Below are 18,744 nucleotides of genomic sequence, written 5' to 3' on the forward strand. Positions count from 1 at the left end.
ATGCCTGAAGCATCTACATCGATCATGCCTGAAATGACATTGGGTGCACGAGATATGTTGCCGATGGCTCTGGCAGCAGCGACCAATGGTGTAGCCTTTGGTCTGTTGGCATCGCAATCGGGGTTTTCACTCGCGCAATCCCTCAGCATGAGTGCCTTCGTATTTGGCGGATCAGCACAGTTGATTGCATTGGATCAACTGATGGCGGGCGCCGGAGTCGCTGCGGCTATTCTGGCTGGTGCCGCGCTGAACATGCGTATTCTGCTGATTACGGCCAGTATGCGAAGTGCTCTGATCAACCGCCCATGGTGGCAAGTTGTGACCGGTGTATATCTCGCCACAGATGCATCCGTGGCTCTGATGCAAACCGCCAGAAACCGGGGCACACTGGCAAGCTACTGGTATCTCTTCGGTGGAGGAGCTTTCCTTTTGACGACTTGGATAGCAGCAACCAGCATCGGTGCGCTACTTTCAAAGGGCATACCCGATCCGGCCCGCTTCGGGTTGGATTTTGCGATCATAGCCGTCTTTGTCGCCTTGTTGCCCGGCCTTTGGCGTGGACGCAGCGATTTGTTGCCATGGGCTGTGGCAGCTGGCACCGTCATTTTGCTCGCCCTGACATTTTCCGAACACGCCAGTTGGGCCTTGGTTGCCGGGGCCGTTCTGGGCGCTATCACGGCAGGGGTTGTCCATGACGACTGAGATATGGCTGACCATACTTGGTCTCGCGATCGCCAGCTATTCCATTCGCCTTGGCGGCTATCTGCTGGCCGTACGCCTACCACAAAAGGGCGGCTGGACACGCGGGATGGAAGCGCTACCGGGTTGCCTGATTGTCGCGCTGGTGGCCCTGATGATGTTAAATGGAGGGGCGATCGAATGGGTCGCGGGAGGAACCGTTTCTTGTCGCCGCAAAACTCGCAATCTGCCGATCTCAATGTTGGCTGGCATGATAATCGTAGCGGCTTTGCGTGTTCAGATGCAGTGATGCCGGTGGGCTTACTAAGCCCCGTTTTTCCAAATTCTGCGCGTGGATCGAATGGTGGCTATCGCATCGCGGCCTTTCTAGTTCATACAGTTTTCCTGCAAAACTTTGAGCGTCCTATTGATCACGCTGCGCACCTCAGGAAGAAATCTGTCCTCATGATGTGTTACGAGCCATTGATCGTGCGTTAGATCGGTAATTGGTGGTGATATTCTCTCAAGCTGCGGGAACTTTGCACCAATGAAGGTGGGGAGAACAGCGCGACATGAACCGGCGAAGGCCAAGTCAAGCGCGTTGCGTGGTTGAGTAATCTCAACGTCCTCATTCGTTCGCGGCTTGGCCTGAACCCATTGAGCCGAGGGGGTGGTTCCACGAACACGTGCCCAGCCTGTAACGCTTTTGTCGAGAGCATAGACTGCGAAACGAACCTCACCAATGCTGCGACCAGCAAGCCGCGTGTCGAAAGGGCGGTGATTGCGAATTCCGATAACTGCTTCACGATGCCCGATTTCCAACGTCGCATCGTCCGCAATGAACCGAAGTCTCACAGGCTCCCGGCCTGCTATGTAGGAGACCCTTTCGCAAAGCACATGCGTCACCCAGATCCCTGCGGAAACCTTCACCAACGGTCCCGCCCATTCGTTCTTGTCGTTCACCAAGGGCCGGATACGGTTCTCCAACCCGGCGACGCTGGCCAGCAGGTCCTCTCCGTCGGGAGTGAGCGCATAGCCACGAGCAGTTCGTTCAAACAACTCTTGGCCCAGCCGCCTCTCCAACGCCAACATTCGCCTGCCAAGGGTCGGCGCACTTTTTCCTGTTGCGCTTGCCGCAGCAGACAGGCCGCCCAGCCGGGCAACGGCGAGAAACAGCCGTAAGTCATCCCAATCTAACATCGTTTCATTCATGAAATGATCTTTGCAGAATGTTCCATTCATGTGAAGGCGCGGACGTGTTCTGGTGCGGTAAACGATATCTGGAGGTATGAGATGCGCTTTCTAAACCAGGACATTTCTCCCATCGGCATGGGGTGCTGGCCAATCGGTGGTCCGATGTTTGTAGGAGATGAGACAGTGGGCTACGCAAATTCTGACGATGCGGAATCCAACCGGACCATCCATGCGGCGCTGGCATCGGGAATCACGCTCTTCGATACCGCTCCTGCCTATGGCGCAGGACATGCGGAACGGCTGCTGGCTCGTGCTCTCAAAGGTCGTCCAGATGCGCTGATTGCAACCAAGATCGGTGTCGCCATTGACGAGGAAAGCAAACAGCTTTTGGAGAACGAAGAAGACCCAGGCACGGTGGGTCCTGCAATCGAAGCGTCGCTTTCAAGGCTCGGGCGAGACCGGATTGATCTGCTTCTGCTACACCTCAACAGCCTTTCGGTTGCAAAGGCAGAAGACATTTTCGATGAGGTCGAGCGGGCGCGGATAGCGGGCAAGGTGCGTGCCTACGGTTGGAGTACGGATTTCTCAGTCAATCTCTCGTGCGCGGCGGAACGACCTGGATTTGCAGCCGTCGAACACGCCATGAATGTTTTGCTCGATGCACCAAAGATGCAAAGCGTCGTCGACCAGCGCGACCTTACCGCATTGATCAGATCGCCACTAGCGATGGGTCTATTGTCTGGAAGGTATAGTTCCGAAACAGTTATGCCCGATACCGACATACGTTCAACATCAAATCCTCGAACGGATTACTTCAAAGACGCTTCTGCAAATCCCAAGTATCTCCAGAGGTTGGATGCTGTACGAGACTTGCTGGAGACAGGCGGACGCAGTCTGGTTCAAGGCGCAATCGGATGGCTTTGGGCAAGGGGCCAGACGAATATCCCTATTCCCGGCATACGAACAGTGGAACAACTCGAAGGTATTGCTGGGGCGTTGTCCTTTGGGCCTCTGCCTGCATCTGTCATGGGTGAGATCGAAACTGTGATCGAACGCAACTCTGCGGATACGATAGATCGAGCCCGCTAGAGTATCTAACCAACTATCTTGAGGGATGAGGTTCCGATGAGGGCGATCCACAAGATCGTCACTCATTATTTGCTAAGCAGACCTTGACGCATTCGCAGCGAAATCACACTTTGGTCCGCGTCCCTTCAGTTCGTGCCTGGTGCAGCGAAAGGCAGGCTCGTCCCAGACCAGTCACTCGCGCCCAATGCGGCGAATTGGCGGGGCGAGCCCACAGCAGAAGTGTTAAATTTTCGCTGCGCGCGCTCGCAGCACCGATTTTGCTGCAACTGCGTAAAACCTCTTGCTGCTAGGCAGCGAGCAAAGCCATCGTTTATGGATTCCAGAGATCGGCCGAAGAAGGCATTGGCCGGACCGAAGGCTTTGTAACTAGGATCGTTGAAAAAATCGTTGGCTCTAATTGGAAATGGCCTCGAACAACGGAGCACTTTGCCGGTTCACGACGTCACACATGTCTTCTGCAGAAAGTGTCTCACTGCGGATATAACCGATAAAGTTCATGTTGATATTGTTGAACAACAGCTCACCCAACGTAATCGGATCGATATCTTGGCGTATATGTCCCACTTTTTGCATGTTGCGCAATAACCGGCTGCACTGTTTTGAGAGCCGGTCGTCGACATCGACATAAAGCAGGCAAAATTCTGAATTTGGGCTGAGCATGGTCTGCGACACGGCGATCCGCCACAAACTTCGAGGGACTTTTGAAAAGGACGTTGTGAAGTAGGAACGAACTAGGGAATCAAACGCCTGTATCGCACTTTCATAAGGACGTTCGATAATCTCTTCGGCATTGGCCAGCACAGTTTCAGATTCCGAAGCGACGCTGTTTAGCAGAATGTCAGCCTTGGATTTGAAGTAGTTATAAAATGTCGCGACCGATAAGTCAGAATTGGCGGCGATGTCCTCTATCCTTATGTTTTCATACCCCTTTTCTTGAAACATCGTTGATGCTTCTGCCAATATGCGCTGTGTTGTTGCAGCCTTTTTTCGCTCTCTCAATCCCATCGTGTTTGCTCCATTTCTATAGTGACTATATTATTAAGTTGACTACAATAATCTGGTCATTGTAAAAATATAACAATGACAAAATAATTGCAATGCAACTGGGAGAAACCAATGAGCTATAATTTGAAATCCGCGCTAAGCGTCACAGCTGCTTTTCTGATGTCCACAACTGCGCTTTATGCAGCCGACGACCTGAATGCTCTGGTGTGGTGCGATCATACCGATCCTGCCTTGCTGCAGCCGTTCGAGGAACAGCACGGCGTGCGGGTGAACGTAAAAGAATACGAGGGCACCGCTGCAGGTTTCGCCATTCTTGATCAATCGCGCACAGGCGACTGGGATATTATGGTGATCGACACAGTTGATGTCGCGCGTGGTGCGGAGGAAGGAAGATTTGCATCTTTGCCCGCCGACGCAGTCGACACGTCCAGCTTTTTTCCAGAAGTGGTGATGGCAGATAACAACACGCATGACGGCCAAATCTATGGTGTGACCGAGAAATTTGGATACAATACAATTGCTTTCAATAGTTCCAAAGTTGATGCCGGCGATATGGAGGACATGAGTAACCTCTGGTCTGGGAAATATGATGGTCGTATTGCTGTTTATGACTACTACCTGCCAGTTCTTGGTCTGATCGGGCTGGAACAGGGCATTGCTACGTCTGATCTTGATGCCGCTGCTGTCGAACGTCTGCGCGACCGGACCTACGGGTTGAAATCTGCAGCCCTGCAAGTCAGCGACGTTGTAGCCAGCCAGACCGCACTTGCCACCGGAGAAGTTGACATTCTTATAGGCGGCGGAGAATGGGTGACAGCGGTGTTGAGTGCTGAAAACCCAGAGCTTGACTGGTCAGTACCGGCTGAAGGTGCACTGCGCTGGTCGCAGTCGGTCACTATGTTGGAATCGTCTGAGAACCAGGAACTTGCGTTGGAGTTCATCAAGTATATCACTGGACCAGAAGGGCAGGCCCGCCTTGCCACTTCCTCCTGCTACTGGGGAATGCCCGCCAATAGCGCCGCGGGCAGGGAACTGACCGATGCGGAAAAGGCCGCTTTGCGGTGGGATCAGCAAGCCGACTATCTGATACGGACTCAACTGTATCCGACACCAGACGCTGATCTGGACCTGGCAATGCAGGATCTGTGGACTGACATGCTGCAACAATAGTGGGCATGCGGGTCTGGTGAACCATCACTAGGCCCGCTCTTTTTTCTAGGGAGGTGCATTCATGAGTATTGAGCAACAAGAAAAACGCCGCGCCTTAGGCTTCGTTGCCCCGGCGCTGTTGTGGACCTGTGCATTCTTTCTCGTACCCTTCGCAGTAATGGTTCTGTTGAGTCTTGCGCATCTGGAAGGACGTGAGATCATCCAGAGCTACGATCTTGGCAACTATCTCAAGATTTTCACTGAACCATCCTTGTTCAAAGGCATCGTGGTCTCGCTTGAGATTACTCTGATCGTAACAATCATCTCCGTTCTGCTTGCCTGGCCGCTGGCATGGATTATCGCCACTCAGGTACCGGAAAAGTATCAGCGGTTAGCGATCATGTTGGCGGTCCTTCCATTTTGGACCTCTTATGTAGTGCGCTCTTACTCCTGGGCTCTTGTCTTGGGGCAGCAAGGCGTTCTGATGCAGATGTTGATGGGTATCGGTTTTCTGGATGAACCCATTCAGATCATGGCCACGCGCGGTGCAACTGTCATAGGCTTTGTACATTTCTTTGTAATGCTTCTGACTCTTACGATTTATTCAAATCTTATCCAGCTTTCCCCCAACTATGCACGTGCCGCTGCCGATCTGGGTGCAAGCGGGTGGAATACATTCCGGCTGGTGATACTGCCGCTGACCTTGCCGGGGATCATGACCGGGGCATTTCTGACATTTGTACTGTGCATCGGAGATTACATCACACCGCAAATACTGGGCGGTAACAACGAGTTGACCATGCCGCAACTCATCATGCTGCAACTAGGGCGGCGCGGTGATTTTCCGATGGCTTCCGCTCTATCGGTTATTCTGATGCTGCTGGTGACACTGGCCTACGCGGCAACTGCCCGCTGGCTCAAGATGGAGCGTGTCTGATGCGTATGCTTGGCTGGGCCTATATGGCCGCAATCTTTATTTTCATCTTCCTACCTGTCGTGGTTCTGGTGCTCTTCTCGTTCCAAGAAAGTCGCTTGCCAGTGCCGCCCTTCGATGGCCCGACGCTAAAATGGTATACTCAGGTCATCGCTGATCGGAACCTGATGGAGGCACTGCGAAATTCTCTTTTTGTGGCCCTAATTTCAGCTGCAATTGCGCTTTTGTTGGGCTTTTTTGCAGCGCAAGGCCTGTCACGGGTAAAGCTACCCGGGTCCGTGTTGATGCGCGGCGTGTTGATCGCACCCATGACAGTCAGTTATCTGATCATCGCGCTTGGCTTGTTGACCGTGTTCAACAACATGGGCTTTCGTCCTTCACTTTGGACGACCGGCATTGGACATGTCGTCATAAACCTGCCGCTGTGTTTCGCGATCCTCTTTGCAGCGATGGGCGATCACCAGAAAAACGCCGAACGCGCCGCGCGAGACCTGGGTGCAAGCGAGATCCAGATTATGTTTCTGGTGACCGCGCCGATGCTGAAGCCGGCACTGCTGGCGGCCTACTTTCTGGCGGTAACGTTCAGCTGGGATGAGTTTATCATCGCCTTCCTGCTCACCCGCTTTGACGTCACATTGCCGGTCGAGATCTGGTCGATGTTGCGCTCTGGCCTGTCTCCGGCCACCAATGCCATCGGATCGCTCGTGTTCTTGGTCTCAATCGCAATTCTCATCATTCTTGAATTCACAGTATTCAGAAAGCCGAAATCATGACAGCAGACGTATCACTGAAATCTATTCACCAGATGTTCGGAAGCTTTCAAGCCCTCGACGATATCAACTTGGAGTTTGGCGCCGGCGAATTCGTTGTGCTGCTTGGCCCTTCTGGATGTGGCAAATCCACATTGCTTTTCATCCTTGGCGGTTTTCTGACTCCAACGAGCGGTGAGGTGCTGATCGGTGGGGCGAACATGTTGCAAGTGGCCCCAAAAGACAGACCCACGACCACTATGTTTCAGGATTATGCCCTGTTTCCACATATGTCCCTGCGCGACAATGTTGCCTTTGGTTTGCGCATGCGTGGTCAAAACAAAGGACAGCGCAATATCAGAGCCGATGAGATGCTGGATCTGGTCGGACTTTTGGACAAGGCCCATCACAAACCGCATGAGCTTTCTGGCGGTCAGCGCCAACGCGTGGCACTGGCGCGTGCCCTTGCGGTTGATCCAGAGGTGCTTTTGCTGGACGAACCGCTTGGCGCACTCGATCTGAAACTTCGCCGCCAAATGCAAGAGGAACTGAAAGCCATCCAACGCAAGGTCGGGACAACTTTCGTCCATGTCACGCATGATCAGGAAGAAGCCATGGCCATTGCCGACCGGATCGTGGTGATGAACCATGGCAAGGTTGAAGATGCAGGCCCACCTGAAGATGTCTATCTTCGCCCCAAGACCCTATTTTCAGCCAATTTCATGGGCGATCTGAACACTATACCCGCCGGCCTCGCCAACAAAGGCTCTGAAGCTGATAGAATCATTTGTGCCCGCCCTGAAAACATCGGCCACAAGGGTGAAATCAACTTGGGCAATGCGGTTTTGGAAAGCAGTTCATTCTTTGGCACGTATCACCGATGCCATTTCCGCATTTCGGGAAAGGGCGGGCAAGAATATGTAGCACACCTACCGGTTGACGACTTGCCTAAACTTGGAGAAGAAGTTCAGCTGTTCGCCTCGAACGCAGTGGCATTGGAGCACTCATCATGAAGACTGCGCGACCAGACGATTGGTATCGTATTCGAAAGCTGTCTGACGGGGTAACCTGGATTGATGAACCGCACATCAAGGAGTTCTTTCGCTGCAATATTTGGCATGTGCGAGGTCGAGACAAAGACATGTTGGTTGATAGTGGCATGGGGGTATTGTCGTTGCGCGAATGGGTGCCAATGGTAACAGAACGTCCGCTGGACGCTGTGGCCAGCCACACCCATTTCGATCATATAGGCACGCACCACGAGTTCCCGTGCCGCCTCTGCCATAAAGACGAGGCGGATATTCTTGCATCCCCTACGCGTCAAAACACCTGGGCAGAAGACTACGTAACGGATGAGATCTTTGATCAATTGCCGCCTGGCGCATATGAGTCTTCAACCTATTCCGTAAAGGCCGCCCCAGCCACGCGGATCTTGGAAGATGGCGACATGATCGACCTCGGAGATCGAGCGTTCGAGGTGATCCACACACCGGGCCACAGCCCAGGTGGTATCGCGCTTTGGGAAAAGTCAACTGGAATGCTGATCTCAGGAGATATCCTTTATGACGGGCCTCTTATTGAAAGCGATGATCCTGCGGAAATGGAGCAATACATCGCAAGCATGATGCGTCTGCTTGATTTACCTGTTCAACTCGTCCATGGCGGACATTTCAAATCGTTTTCGGGCGAGCGCTATCAGGAAATAATCACGAACTGGTTGCACGAAAAAGAAAGCTGATACGGAAAGATGTCGAAAAGTAAGGGTAACTCGATGACCAATGATTTCAATCAACCGCTGGGCGGAAATGAAATGCCGCGATTTGCCGGACCGGGCACATTCATGCGCTTACCGACGGCTCAAACTGCTCAGGGCTTGGACGCAGCCTTCATTGGCATTCCCATGGACATCGGCACCAGCTGGCGGTCTGGCACGCGGTTTGGCCCCAAACAAATCCGTGCCGAAAGCAATATGCTGCGCCCATACAATATGTGGACAAAGGCGGCCCCCTTTGCCCAAATGCAAGTTGCCGACTTGGGTGATGTGCCTGTAAACACCTTCGATCTATTGGACACCGTTGAGCGCATTACAGATTTTTATGACGAGGTTCTTACACATAACGTGGTGCCTTTGACCATGGGGGGTGATCATACGCTGACGTTGCCCGTGCTGCGGTCAATTTTCAATAAACATGGACCGGTCGCCCTTATTCACATCGATGCCCATGCGGATACCAATGAACATATGTTCGGTAACGAAATCGCCCATGGAACCCCCTTCCGTCGCGCCCATGAGGAAGGGTTGATTGATGCACCTAATACCTTTCAAATCGGATTGCGCGGTACTGGCTATGCCGCCGATGATTTTGACACCGGGCGCATCTGGGGCTTCTCGGTCGTTCATGCAGAAGAGGTCTGGTACAAGTCGCTCACACCACTGATGGACAAAATCCGTGCGCAAGTTGAAAACCGTCCAGTCTATCTGACCTTTGACATCGACAGTCTTGACCCTTCAGTGGCTCCCGGAACAGGAACGCCTGAATTTGGCGGGTTGATGGCCTCTCAAGCGTTCGAAATTATACGCGGCTGTAAAGGTCTGAATATGGTCGGATGCGATCTGGTCGAGGTTTCACCGCCTTACGACCCCTCGGGAAATACAGCGGTATTAGCGGCAAACCTACTATTCGAAATGCTGTGCGTCCTGCCCAAGTCGACGGGATGACTGGGGCTAAATTGAGAATTATTGAGTGCAGTTCAAATAGAGAAATTTCCGGTGAATTCCAAATCCTCTCACAGATGGATCACCCCTTCTACTTTCGCAAATCATGACTGCATCGCAAAGTTCAAAACATAATACTTGTGCAGCAAGAGCTTTCTGCAGAAAAGTTGAGCAGATTTGCCCTGTGTCTCGTTTCTTGAAGCCGCGTGCAACGAATGGGTAGTTTGAAGTTGCCCCATTTTTCCCCTTCAGAATGGCTGGTCTGGTGAAATCCGCTGCGCTGCCAAAAGATCACTGCTGCACATGCGAGAGTTTTCTGCGTTAGCAATAGCCGTACGTGCAAAAGGCGGCTGCGTCCGCGTCTTTCCAGTACGCGAGCCGTGCAGCGAACGGCTCTTGCTGCATTTGCAGCCGCTCTGTCTTCTTTTGCGATATGCCGTTCGCATCAAATGTGTTGCGGTTCCCTGATATTGCTGGTGTGGCGGTATCCTGCCATAACTTGTGTCGCCTAATAGCGGACCAGTTCGTAATCGTAGTTCCCAAAAATGTCCGACCACTCGACGCCAACGCCACGGAAATAGGTAGGACACCTATCCTTGTTCAGTGGCAGCCAATCAGGTCGGGGGCCTGGGGCGCGATCTGACCAGTGGAAATTGGCATTTTCGTCGTAGGTTCCGACGGATATATCCAAGCGGGTTGTGCATGGGCCTTCACGTTCACGGACCCTGTAGCTGTAGTGCCGGACATCCCAAACATGGATCGAGCGAACAACATCAAAGTCTGCAGATGATAGATCAATGTTTGCAAGTGCTGGCGCCGGTAGGGCAGGGGAGTCGGGTCCAAGGTTGGTCCAAGGCTCCAAGGCAAATGAAGCTTCGATAACTACCAAAGGTGCTTGCTCTTCTTGGGGCAATTCAGGGAATGGCGTGGCACTGTTCTCCTTGATTGCTTCCAGGCGTTGCATCGGTGTGAGACTGGAAGTGCCCAAGACCGCGCCCATCGGACAGCGCCAAAGTTGCAATGGTGGTTCAACCGGCATGGGCGTGATGCGACGAATGAACTCCGCCCTTGCCGCGTTGCAGTCGGGATCGCTCGGCCATCCACTGGCCAGACATAAGAAGATTGCACAGTCGATGGGATACGCTTTGACCTCAGAGGCGGGTACACTTGCGACTGCGAGCGTTCCGACCGCAAACAAGCTTCGGATCATGGGAATCTTGTGTCTCATAGTGTCACCTTTCATATATTGAGGCACACTATCAGAGTCATATCACTTTTCCAGTCTTTTCACATATTAATGTTTTCTGGCAATTTATTAGATTGACACAACATAAGTTTTCCATCACAACTTTTAGGTATAGAAGGCGGTCCAAGGGGGATCGCCATGGCGGACAATAAGAGACAGTATACCGTGGTAACCATTGATATGGTCCGGGGCTTTCTGGAAGACAAAGTTCCTTTTACGTGCCGCTACGAATTCATCGGATTTGCATCCCATGACCGGCCAAAATATCACTGCATTTACACATCACCAGATTACGTTGGTGCGCTTTGTAAATCGAGGATCTCAAGGACAGGTGCCGTCCCACGCGAGCTTGTTCTTTGGCCCGGTCTCATCAATCACCACCAAGAATTCGGTGATGGTCGGTTCCTGTGCCTTAAGCCGGATTTCTCCATCGAGTCGGTTTCACCCAAACAACTCGAAACAGTCCTGGCCATGGACTCTCAGACCAAACTCTAGTCGAGGCCTGAACCAGGCCTCTTACCTTAGAAACTGCTCAGGCACTGCTTGCTCGGCCCAGCACGGGGTAGGGGGCGAGCCTTTTGATGTCCTTCGCTTACTTGCCTCTGATCATATCTTTCTTCTGCAGAAAGGAGGACAGGGCGGATGAAAAAGCTCCTTCTTTGTGGTGCGGTGCTGGCCGGGCTGCTGGTCGCAAACCATCACCTCGGACAGTCGACCAAGGTCCTGAGCGCCTCAGAGGTTGTTGCTGTTGATGGCGACACTATCGACCATGGCGATGACCGCTACCGCCTCGTGGGCTTCGATACGCCTGAAACCTACCGTCCACAATGTGAGGCGGAAAAGGCTCTGGGCCTGAAGGCGAAAGACAGGCTCACAGAGATCATCGACGCAGCCGGCCAAATTAAGTTGGTCATCCAACCAGAACTGGACAAGCACGACCGTTTTCTGGCGGTCGGACGTGTGGCCGGGCAGGACGTCGGGGCCATCCTGATTTCCGAAGGTCTCGCGCGACCCTATGACGGCGGCAAGCGCCAGTCCTGGTGCATCTGATCGGAGAATAAAATGCAGCAAGAGGAAGGAAACTAGTCGAGCAAAGAACGGTCCTGTCGGTTGCGCCAACAACCGGCAGGACCAGAAAAACGCCCCAAAAGCCATCCGGGGCCTTCCTCAAACATCAAGAGAGGACCGTAACGATGAAGAAACCACCAATCCCCGATGCTGCTCCTAAAAAGGACAGCAATTGCACTGGAGTCAATGCCTGTGACTCCGGGAAGCAATAGCGACATCCGAGCGGTGACCGGGTGTCCGAATCCTGCGTGCTCAGTGCGCCGGATTTACGCCCCATAAGGCTTATTATGTAAACATTACTGACCTAATTTGAATGTCCGGAAAGGTAACCGCAGTGGCCGCTGACACTCCAGTAAACTCTGAAAAGGGCTTCGGTTCTCTTCGCAAAGCGCTCTCTTCGATGCAAGTGGTGCTACACCGAAGAGAGACGGTGGACAGGTTCAGATTGAACTGCACCCACCACACCGCCGCCATCTGCGATGCAGACGGAGCGGTATCTCCAACGCTACTCAAGTTAGCCCAGTCAAAACAATGCGAGGACACGGCAGGTAACGGTTTTGTCAACATGCGCGCGAGCGGTCCGGGATTATCGGTATGACCCTGTTCCTGAATGGTTCCCCTTTGTTGGTCGATACCAAACACGGACAGAAGGCCCTGACGGCCGCGCACAGCGCAGGCACGCGTGTTGAATGCGGCTGCCGTATGCCTGCCCCAGAAATGTACATCGCCGCAACGGCTGGCAAATTCATCGTCAAAAGGATGCCCGGAACCGGGCCCGATCATGCGATTGATTGCCCGTCTTTCCTGCCACCTGAAGAATTGTCGGGACTGGCGCAGGTCCAGTCGTCGGCCATCACCGAAGATCCCGACAACGGCACAACCACGCTCAAACTCGGCTTCCCGTTGCGGAAGAACAGCAAATCCCGCGCCGCGCCGGAAACGACCGGCGGGAAAGCGACCGAGGCCAAACTTGCGCCGCGCAAGCTGACGATCACCAGTGTTCTGCACTTCCTCTGGCATGAGGCTGATCTGGCCAAATGGTATCCCAGGATGGACGGAAAGCGGTTCTGGGGCGTGAACCACTCCGCCCTGCGCCGTGCCGCTGCTGGCAAAATCGTCAAAGGCCAGGATCTGTCCCGCATTCTCTACGTCCCGGAATACTTCAAGGTGGACAATAAGGCCGAGATAGCGGCCAGACGGAACCGGATCTTTGCCAACCTGCGCCCCATTGGGCGCGGTGCCACTCCGTTCGGCCTCGTGATCGCGGAATTCAAAGGCATGGACCCCACGGCGCATGGTGCACGGTTCACCTTCAAACATGCCCCCGATTGTTCGTTCTTTGCAGACGCGGATCTGGCAAAGAAATTCGAGAAAGTGTTCGGTGATCAACTGCGCCTCATTGAAGCCATGGGATCCGGCCATGCCATCGTGATCGCCAGCTTTTCCATCGCAAAGGCGGGTTATCCGGTTCTGCACGAAACCGGCATGATGCTGGTGACGGATAACTGGATCCCGTTTGAGGGCCTGCGCGATCTGGACGTTCTCACCGCGCTGACCGAACAGTCCCGCGCGTTCCAGAAACAGATGCGGTTCAACCTTCCATCAGACGCACCGATCGCATCCACGGTGCTGCTGGATACCACAGATCCCGTCGCCTTGTTCGTTGCTGACAATCCGGGCGATGCCGGGGCACTGGCGCGGCTCACCACCGCCTCAGAAGAAAACCGCTATCCGAGCTGGTGCTGGTTTGATGAGGGGCCGATGGCAGCGTTTCCAGGAAAAGGAAGACCCCCCTCCGAACGTGATGATCAAGTTCGAGAGGGGGACACCACCGGGCAGTTTGTGAGGCCAGCACCGGTGAACAATCGTCGCGCATCGGGCGGTGAGCGCGACACATCACGGAATATGTCAAATTCATCGACGGGGACAAGCGACCATGTCTAAACTTTCGCTCTTCTCCATCGTTGTTCTTTGGACATGTTCGACCTCGGCATTCGCACAGAATGACGAGGCTGCGATTTGTGCGGGCCGTGATGGCCCGCTGTTGAGTGGAGGGCGCTTGCTTTGCGCGACCGCCCCCACCCGCGCCTGCCTGGAACCGGCATTCCGGGCAGGTGCAATGGTATGCCTCAAATATGAGGATGGTGGTGATGCTGAACAGGCTGCGTCCCTAAAAGCAAGCCCGCGCAGCAAAGGCGAATGGGCCGATGAAGCGGAGCGCGCCGCAAGGCGCCACGGGGTTCCGGTGCCGCTGTTTCATGCCCTGATCCATCAGGAAAGCCGCTGGAAGACAGATGCTGTCAGCCCCAAGGGCGCATTGGGACTAGCGCAACTGATGCCGCCCACCGCCGCTGCGCTTGGCGTCGATCCGCATGATCCGGTTCAGAACCTCGATGGCGGCGCGCGGTATCTCAAGGCCATGTTCCTGAAGTTCGGCAACTGGCGGCTGGCGCTGGCGGCCTACAACGCCGGGCCCAAAGCCGTGGAACGCTATGAGGGCGTGCCGCCTTACTCCGAAACCACCCACTACGTCGCAACTGTTCTCGAAGGGGCCGGGCTTCCACCCGATGCCTAACCCTCTCAATCCAAGGAGAAATAAACAAATGAAGCGCAACCCTCAAAACACTGCTCTGCTTGCGATGTTCGCTGTGCTGGCCTTCAGCGGCCCGGCATTGGCGCAGGATCTGTTCGCGGCCCCCGTCTCTATCCTGACCCAGATCCGTGCCTTTATCACAGGTGCAAACGGTGTCTTGTTGGGAGGAGCGGCGGTTGCCCTCGCCGGGATTTCCGCTGCCAGTCCGCGCGTGCCCGTCACATGGGGCCATTTCTTTGTCATCATAGTGGTGCTGGGCATTTTCTTCGGTGCATTTGGCATTGCGGAAGCCATTCAGGGATTTGCGACCTGATGGGCGACAACAACCGGATATTCCAGGCAATCACCCGGCCTTCTGAGAGGGCCGGGATGCCGATGAGCTTTCATATCTTTGCTCTCAGCATACCCCTGATGTTGTTCATCCTGACACAGAGCATCATGGGATTCTGGGCGTTGCTGAGTGTTGCTCCGTCGTACCTGCTCGCCCGCTGGATCGTCAGCGTTGATCCTTACCTTCCGGATCATCTGGCGACGATGGCGGATTGCAAGCTGTTCACCAAAAACAAGCCCTTCTGGGGCGGCAATTCCTACGCCGGAGACTGACATGAATATGCACCCCGAGATTCAAAAGGCCATGCCGTCTGCGCGCCGCGCCGCGCGTGAGGTGCCAGCCACCACGCATATTCCCTTTGTGCGCTTCCTGCCGGACGGGACATTTACCACCCGCAATGGTGATCTGGTGGCAGTGTTGGAACTCAAGGGGTTCATCCACGAAACCGCTGATCGGACAGCGATCAAGGCAGCCAACGACACGCTCGCCCGGCTCGTCTCCAGTTTTGAAGACAATCGGACGTCCTTCTACAGCCATATCATCCGCACCAAGGTAAAACTGTCTGACACACTGCTGCCCGTGACAGGTCCCGCTTTCTCTGAAGAACTGGATCGTCACTATCGGGACCAGCTGGGCCAAGAAGAGACCTTTCAGCTGCACCACTTCCTGACCATCTTGCGACGCCCCTATACCAGTGGCAAGCGTTTGCTGGATGCCGGGTTGCGGTCTCTTCGGGCGGCTGCATCTGATCCGGCCACAAGCGCCGCCCGCGAAAAGAACCGCAAAGCTCTCCATGTGGCCGCTGAACAGGCCATGCGGGATCTGTCGGTGTTTGGTGCCCGCAGGCTGACCGGATCAGAAACTGATCGGAGCCGCACGCTGACTTTCCTGTCGATGCTGCAAAGTGGGATCTGGCAAACGGCACCACCCGTCTGGACGCATCTGGCTGACGCAGTGCCAAACGGTCGTATCACCTTCCGCAACACCCATGTCGAAAGCCTGTCACCGGGTGGGGATAGAGACCGCTTTGCCGCCGTCTTTGCGATCAATGCCTATCCCGAAAAGTCAAAAACCTACATGTTCGATGAACTTCTGGGTGAGCGGTGCGAGTTCATTGCGACCCAAAGCTATGCTCCGATGGACCGCGTGTCGGGCGGCACTAAGATCCGTGACGCCAAACGTGGCATGGCAGATGCGGGCGATGAAGCGGAGTCTCTGCAGAAGGATCTGAATGAGGCCCGCGACGCGGTAGCATCGAGGGCTATGTCCATCGGGCGGCACCACTTCACCGTTGCCGTTCTGGGCGCCACCCGCGACGCGATGGAAGACGCGGCCACGCGGGTGAACTCTTCGCTGACTGGCGCGGATCTGCGCACAAGGCGCGAAGACATCGGATTGGAGGCGGCCTGGTGGGCGCAGCTGCCGGGCAACTTCGCCTATCAGACCCGGAGCAAAAAGCGCTTTGTGTCCGACAAGAACTTTGCCGACTTTGCCAACCTGCATTCCTGGCCGACCGGATCGCGGGAACACCTGCGTTGGGGCGGGCCCGTGGCCGCGTTCCGGACGCTCGCCGGCACACCGTTCTGGTTCTCGTTTCACCGGGAAGGGTCGGACAAAGACGCGGGCCCTGGCACAACCGCGATGTTCGGAGCGCCCGGAGAAGGCAAAACCCTACTGGCAAACTTCCTGATGTCCTGCTGCTACCGCCTGCCCGATCCGCCCCACTTCATTGCCTTTGATAAAGACCGTGGGTCCGAGACCTTCATTCGCGCGCTTGGGGGAACCTATCTGCAGCTGAAACCGGGCCTCAACCTGGGGTTCAACCCGTTTGCCGTCGCAACGGATGCAGCCGGGATCGAGTGGCTTGAGGGGTTTATCAAACGTCTGACCGGTGCGGACAAACTGACCCCGGAGCAAGAACGCCGGATTGCAATCGGGTTGCGCCGCCTCGCAGCGGGCGATCCGGCCCTTCGAACATTCTCGGACTTTGTTAGCACGTTGCGATCGGTCGATGACAGCGATGCGCCCGTGCAGCTGTTTGATGCGCTGGAAAAGTGGCATGGGTCGGGCAGTCGCGCATGGCTGTTTGACAACCCCCAAGACAGTTTCAGCCTCGATCAGCCCATTACCGCGTTCGACATGACCGCACTGTTGAAAGACACTGATATCCGGTCGCCGCTGCTGGACTATCTGTTTTATCGGATCGAGCGCAAACTGGCCGCTGGCAAGCCGCTGATCATCGAAATCGACGAGGCCTGGAACCTGTTTGATGATCCAAGGTTTGTTGGTCGCATTCGGGACTGGATCAAGACCATCCGGAAGCTCGATGGCATTCTGGTGTTCATGACGCAGGAAGCGTCTGACGCCTCAAAATCACCCATTGCTGACACATTGGTTCAGTCGTCGGAAAACAAGATCTTCTTCGCCAATCCGCAAGCCGACCGGGCGACATATATCGACACCTTCCGCCTGACGGAAGGCGAGTTCAACGCGGTCATGTCCATGCCGCCAAAATCCCGTCTCGCGCTGATCCGCAATGCGGAAGGATCCGCCGTGGTTTCGACCCGGCTGGAGTTGCCTGCCCCCTTCTATCGTGTGCTGTCCGCCACGGGTGAAAGCGCCGCGGACATGGACCGGCTGCGCGCGGAGCACGGCGAAGACGGCTGGCTCGAGCACTTCATGATCCCCAAAGCCCCACAGGAGACCCCCCAATGATCCGCACGCTTGTTTTCCTTGCCCTTGGCCCGCCCCTGCTCGGGGCGTGCACGATTGCCGGAGATGTCGTCGATCCGCCGCGTGAGCTGAAGGCCAATTGCAACATCGCAGACGCAGAGCTGGTTCCACAAACCGGCCTTGCGACCACCCCGCCGCTCAGCATCGGAAAAATCTGACCCCCCAGTGAAAGGACAAGATGATGACCCTTCTCAAGACTTCCGCCACCGCTGCGACCCTTGCTCTGGCCGGATTTGTTGGAACGTCAAACACAGCCAGCGCGCAGGGTGTTCCGACCTATAGCGCTACAGAACATGCCGAACTGATCGCCTTGCTAAATTCTACCGGCGAAATGGTGAACCTCGACACTCAGATGCTGGACAATGCCCTGCTGCAATTGAACGAGCTTCAGGAACAACTGCGCCAAGCCCGGGCAACTCACAATTCGATCACCGGCGCGCGCGATCAGATCAGCGGTCTGTTTAGCGGCGATATCACCCCGCGCAAACTGGCCTCGTCTCTGACCACACTGTCCATGACCGGCAAGTCAGTGAACAACCGTCTCGGCAATCACATGGAGGCGCTGAAAGTGGACTTCCAGCCGTTGAGCGGATTGCAAATCTTTGGCCGCGATGCAGAAGGTCCGGCGACAAAATCGCATGATCTGGTGAGTGGGTCCAGCCTTGCCGGCCTTGCGATCGCCGAGGAAGGCTTTGCCGGGGCTGGGGAAGCGATGGAGCGCTATGACGGCTATCGTGAGCAGATTTCCGCGACCGATGATCTGAAAGCTAGCATTGATCTAAACACACGCATAGCGGTTGAGAACGGCATGATGCTCGCCACTTTGTTGCAGGCTCTCTCTGCACAGGGTCAGTTGGATGCCGCAATCGTCAACCAGCGCCTACGCGGCCAAGATACCGTCGCGCGCAAGGCGTACAGACCTGAAGGATCTAACTGATGCGCTTCCCCACCCCCACTCTTCTCGTCGCAGCAACCGTCGCCACCACTCTGGCGGCGGGCTACTCCGGCGCCGCATTCGCGGATCAGCCGCCACTGACTGCTGACCAAAAGCGAGAAAACACACGCCTTTCGGACGCAAGGCGCGCTGCGCGCACACAAAGGAGAGCAGCGGTCTGGTCCGCATATGCTGAGAAGTGTGAAGCGGCCTTTGAAGAGGGTGAACTTATGCCCGAGAAGGATCTTCGCATTACTGGAGAATTGGTCATTGACGATGACCTGCTCGAAATGACCAGCGAAGCAATCTCGGAGCGGTACGGGCT

21 protein-coding genes are annotated in these 18,744 nt (G+C 55.1%); 18 read left to right on the forward strand and 3 right to left on the reverse strand.

Going from position 1 to position 18,744, the window contains the following annotated elements; translation table 11 throughout:
- Entirely contained in the window at window positions 1-702 is a 702-nt protein-coding gene (locus tag D9K61_RS13615) for an AzlC family ABC transporter permease (RefSeq protein WP_120633764.1), read from the forward strand.
- A complete protein-coding gene (locus tag D9K61_RS13620) occupies window positions 692-988 on the forward strand; it encodes an AzlD family protein (protein WP_216825807.1) in 297 nt (98 codons plus the stop codon). Before D9K61_RS13615 ends, D9K61_RS13620 begins: the two co-directional genes overlap by 11 nt.
- A gap of 77 nt (window positions 989-1,065) precedes the next feature.
- On the opposite strand, the gene D9K61_RS13625 is transcribed toward D9K61_RS13620, so the two are convergent.
- Window positions 1,066-1,890 (reverse strand): LysR family transcriptional regulator, encoded by an 825-nt coding sequence (locus tag D9K61_RS13625; protein WP_120633789.1) that lies wholly within the window; start codon window positions 1,888-1,890, stop codon window positions 1,066-1,068.
- An 81-nt stretch (window positions 1,891-1,971) separates the two neighbouring features.
- Here D9K61_RS13625 and D9K61_RS13630 point away from each other — a divergent pair, with 81 nt between their 5' ends.
- Window positions 1,972-2,961 (forward strand): aldo/keto reductase, encoded by a 990-nt coding sequence (locus D9K61_RS13630; RefSeq protein ID WP_120633765.1) that lies wholly within the window; start codon window positions 1,972-1,974, stop codon window positions 2,959-2,961.
- 393 nt (window positions 2,962-3,354) lie between these two features.
- Here D9K61_RS13630 and D9K61_RS13635 read toward each other — a convergent pair whose 3' ends face one another.
- Window positions 3,355-3,966, reverse strand: coding sequence for a TetR/AcrR family transcriptional regulator (locus D9K61_RS13635; protein ID WP_120633766.1), 612 nt, complete (start codon window positions 3,964-3,966; stop codon window positions 3,355-3,357).
- A gap of 111 nt (window positions 3,967-4,077) precedes the next feature.
- On the opposite strand from D9K61_RS13635, the gene D9K61_RS13640 reads away from it, so the two are divergent.
- The 6 genes from D9K61_RS13640 (at window position 4,078) to speB (ending at window position 9,517) form a co-directional block, all read left to right on the forward strand.
- Complete coding sequence (locus D9K61_RS13640) at window positions 4,078-5,136, forward strand: extracellular solute-binding protein (RefSeq protein ID WP_120633767.1); 1,059 nt, start codon at window positions 4,078-4,080, stop codon at window positions 5,134-5,136.
- Between the two features lie 61 nt (window positions 5,137-5,197).
- A complete protein-coding gene (locus D9K61_RS13645; protein WP_120633768.1) occupies window positions 5,198-6,052 on the forward strand; it encodes an ABC transporter permease in 855 nt (284 codons plus the stop codon).
- Window positions 6,052-6,822 (forward strand): ABC transporter permease, encoded by a 771-nt coding sequence (locus D9K61_RS13650; RefSeq protein ID WP_120633769.1) that lies wholly within the window; start codon window positions 6,052-6,054, stop codon window positions 6,820-6,822. The genes D9K61_RS13645 and D9K61_RS13650 overlap by 1 nt, the downstream gene beginning before the upstream one ends.
- Window positions 6,819-7,811 (forward strand): ABC transporter ATP-binding protein, encoded by a 993-nt coding sequence (locus D9K61_RS27880; RefSeq protein WP_120633770.1) that lies wholly within the window; start codon window positions 6,819-6,821, stop codon window positions 7,809-7,811. Before D9K61_RS13650 ends, D9K61_RS27880 begins: the two co-directional genes overlap by 4 nt.
- Window positions 7,808-8,536: an MBL fold metallo-hydrolase gene (locus D9K61_RS13660; RefSeq protein ID WP_120633771.1), complete on the forward strand. Its 729-nt coding sequence runs from the start codon at window positions 7,808-7,810 to the stop codon at window positions 8,534-8,536. Before D9K61_RS27880 ends, D9K61_RS13660 begins: the two co-directional genes overlap by 4 nt.
- A 9-nt stretch (window positions 8,537-8,545) precedes the next feature.
- Window positions 8,546-9,517 (forward strand): agmatinase, encoded by a 972-nt coding sequence (speB, locus tag D9K61_RS13665; protein ID WP_254055778.1) that lies wholly within the window; start codon window positions 8,546-8,548, stop codon window positions 9,515-9,517.
- Between the two features lie 505 nt (window positions 9,518-10,022).
- On the opposite strand, the gene D9K61_RS13670 is transcribed toward speB, so the two are convergent.
- On the reverse strand, window positions 10,023-10,742 hold the full coding sequence (locus D9K61_RS13670; RefSeq protein ID WP_162946883.1) for a hypothetical protein: 720 nt from the start codon (window positions 10,740-10,742) through the stop codon (window positions 10,023-10,025).
- Window positions 10,743-11,402: 660 nt separating this feature from the next.
- On the opposite strand from D9K61_RS13670, the gene D9K61_RS13680 reads away from it, so the two are divergent.
- The 9 genes from D9K61_RS13680 to D9K61_RS13720 all read left to right on the forward strand — a co-directional run.
- The gene (locus tag D9K61_RS13680; RefSeq protein WP_120633774.1) at window positions 11,403-11,810 is read left to right on the forward strand and encodes a thermonuclease family protein; all 408 of its coding nucleotides are present in this window, start codon (window positions 11,403-11,405) and stop codon (window positions 11,808-11,810) included.
- 612 nt (window positions 11,811-12,422) lie between these two features.
- Entirely contained in the window at window positions 12,423-13,772 is a 1,350-nt protein-coding gene (locus tag D9K61_RS13685) for a DUF1173 family protein (protein ID WP_120633775.1), read from the forward strand.
- Window positions 13,765-14,403, forward strand: coding sequence for a lytic transglycosylase domain-containing protein (locus tag D9K61_RS13690; protein WP_254055779.1), 639 nt, complete (start codon window positions 13,765-13,767; stop codon window positions 14,401-14,403). Before D9K61_RS13685 ends, D9K61_RS13690 begins: the two co-directional genes overlap by 8 nt.
- A 28-nt stretch (window positions 14,404-14,431) precedes the next feature.
- Window positions 14,432-14,734 carry a TrbC/VirB2 family protein gene (locus D9K61_RS13695; protein ID WP_162946884.1) on the forward strand — a complete coding sequence of 101 codons (303 nt, stop codon included), beginning with the start codon at window positions 14,432-14,434 and terminating at the stop codon, window positions 14,732-14,734.
- On the forward strand, window positions 14,734-15,024 hold the full coding sequence (locus D9K61_RS13700) for a VirB3 family type IV secretion system protein (protein WP_162946885.1): 291 nt from the start codon (window positions 14,734-14,736) through the stop codon (window positions 15,022-15,024). Before D9K61_RS13695 ends, D9K61_RS13700 begins: the two co-directional genes overlap by 1 nt.
- A 1-nt stretch (window position 15,025) precedes the next feature.
- Entirely contained in the window at window positions 15,026-17,467 is a 2,442-nt protein-coding gene (locus tag D9K61_RS13705; protein ID WP_120633777.1) for a hypothetical protein, read from the forward strand.
- Window positions 17,464-17,643 carry a hypothetical protein gene (locus tag D9K61_RS13710; protein WP_120633778.1) on the forward strand — a complete coding sequence of 60 codons (180 nt, stop codon included), beginning with the start codon at window positions 17,464-17,466 and terminating at the stop codon, window positions 17,641-17,643. Before D9K61_RS13705 ends, D9K61_RS13710 begins: the two co-directional genes overlap by 4 nt.
- 23 nt (window positions 17,644-17,666) lie before the next feature.
- Window positions 17,667-18,422, forward strand: a complete 756-nt coding sequence (locus tag D9K61_RS13715; RefSeq protein ID WP_162946886.1) for a type IV secretion system protein — start codon at window positions 17,667-17,669, stop codon at window positions 18,420-18,422.
- A partial coding sequence (locus D9K61_RS13720) for a hypothetical protein (RefSeq protein ID WP_162946887.1) occupies window positions 18,422-18,744 on the forward strand: 323 nt, incomplete at its 3' end. The genes D9K61_RS13715 and D9K61_RS13720, both read left to right, overlap by 1 nt.

The sequence above is a fragment of the Ruegeria sp. EL01 genome, from assembly GCF_900313035.1.
Taxonomy (GTDB): domain Bacteria; phylum Pseudomonadota; class Alphaproteobacteria; order Rhodobacterales; family Rhodobacteraceae; genus Ruegeria.

Excerpts from the sequence above, each read along its gene's own strand:
- D9K61_RS13695 (WP_162946884.1), top strand. The coding sequence starts at position 14,432 with ATGAAGCGCAACCCTCAAAACACTGCTCTGCTTGCGATGTTCGCTGTG.
- D9K61_RS13680 (WP_120633774.1), top strand. The coding sequence starts at position 11,403 with ATGAAAAAGCTCCTTCTTTGTGGTGCGGTGCTGGCCGGGCTGCTGGTC.
- D9K61_RS13625 (WP_120633789.1), bottom strand. The coding sequence starts at position 1,890 with ATGAATGAAACGATGTTAGATTGGGATGACTTACGGCTGTTTCTCGCC.
- D9K61_RS13670 (WP_162946883.1), bottom strand. The coding sequence starts at position 10,742 with ATGAGACACAAGATTCCCATGATCCGAAGCTTGTTTGCGGTCGGAACG.
- D9K61_RS13615 (WP_120633764.1), top strand. The coding sequence starts at position 1 with ATGCCTGAAGCATCTACATCGATCATGCCTGAAATGACATTGGGTGCA.
- D9K61_RS13705 (WP_120633777.1), top strand. The coding sequence starts at position 15,026 with ATGAATATGCACCCCGAGATTCAAAAGGCCATGCCGTCTGCGCGCCGC.
- D9K61_RS13690 (WP_254055779.1), top strand. The coding sequence starts at position 13,765 with ATGTCTAAACTTTCGCTCTTCTCCATCGTTGTTCTTTGGACATGTTCG.
- D9K61_RS13630 (WP_120633765.1), top strand. The coding sequence starts at position 1,972 with ATGCGCTTTCTAAACCAGGACATTTCTCCCATCGGCATGGGGTGCTGG.
- D9K61_RS27880 (WP_120633770.1), top strand. The coding sequence starts at position 6,819 with ATGACAGCAGACGTATCACTGAAATCTATTCACCAGATGTTCGGAAGC.
- D9K61_RS13650 (WP_120633769.1), top strand. The coding sequence starts at position 6,052 with ATGCGTATGCTTGGCTGGGCCTATATGGCCGCAATCTTTATTTTCATC.
- D9K61_RS13640 (WP_120633767.1), top strand. The coding sequence starts at position 4,078 with ATGAGCTATAATTTGAAATCCGCGCTAAGCGTCACAGCTGCTTTTCTG.
- D9K61_RS13645 (WP_120633768.1), top strand. The coding sequence starts at position 5,198 with ATGAGTATTGAGCAACAAGAAAAACGCCGCGCCTTAGGCTTCGTTGCC.
- speB (WP_254055778.1), top strand. The coding sequence starts at position 8,546 with ATGTCGAAAAGTAAGGGTAACTCGATGACCAATGATTTCAATCAACCG.
- D9K61_RS13685 (WP_120633775.1), top strand. The coding sequence starts at position 12,423 with ATGACCCTGTTCCTGAATGGTTCCCCTTTGTTGGTCGATACCAAACAC.
- D9K61_RS13715 (WP_162946886.1), top strand. The coding sequence starts at position 17,667 with ATGACCCTTCTCAAGACTTCCGCCACCGCTGCGACCCTTGCTCTGGCC.
- D9K61_RS13700 (WP_162946885.1), top strand. The coding sequence starts at position 14,734 with ATGGGCGACAACAACCGGATATTCCAGGCAATCACCCGGCCTTCTGAG.
- D9K61_RS13635 (WP_120633766.1), bottom strand. The coding sequence starts at position 3,966 with ATGGGATTGAGAGAGCGAAAAAAGGCTGCAACAACACAGCGCATATTG.
- D9K61_RS13660 (WP_120633771.1), top strand. The coding sequence starts at position 7,808 with ATGAAGACTGCGCGACCAGACGATTGGTATCGTATTCGAAAGCTGTCT.
- D9K61_RS13710 (WP_120633778.1), top strand. The coding sequence starts at position 17,464 with ATGATCCGCACGCTTGTTTTCCTTGCCCTTGGCCCGCCCCTGCTCGGG.
- D9K61_RS13620 (WP_216825807.1), top strand. The coding sequence starts at position 692 with ATGACGACTGAGATATGGCTGACCATACTTGGTCTCGCGATCGCCAGC.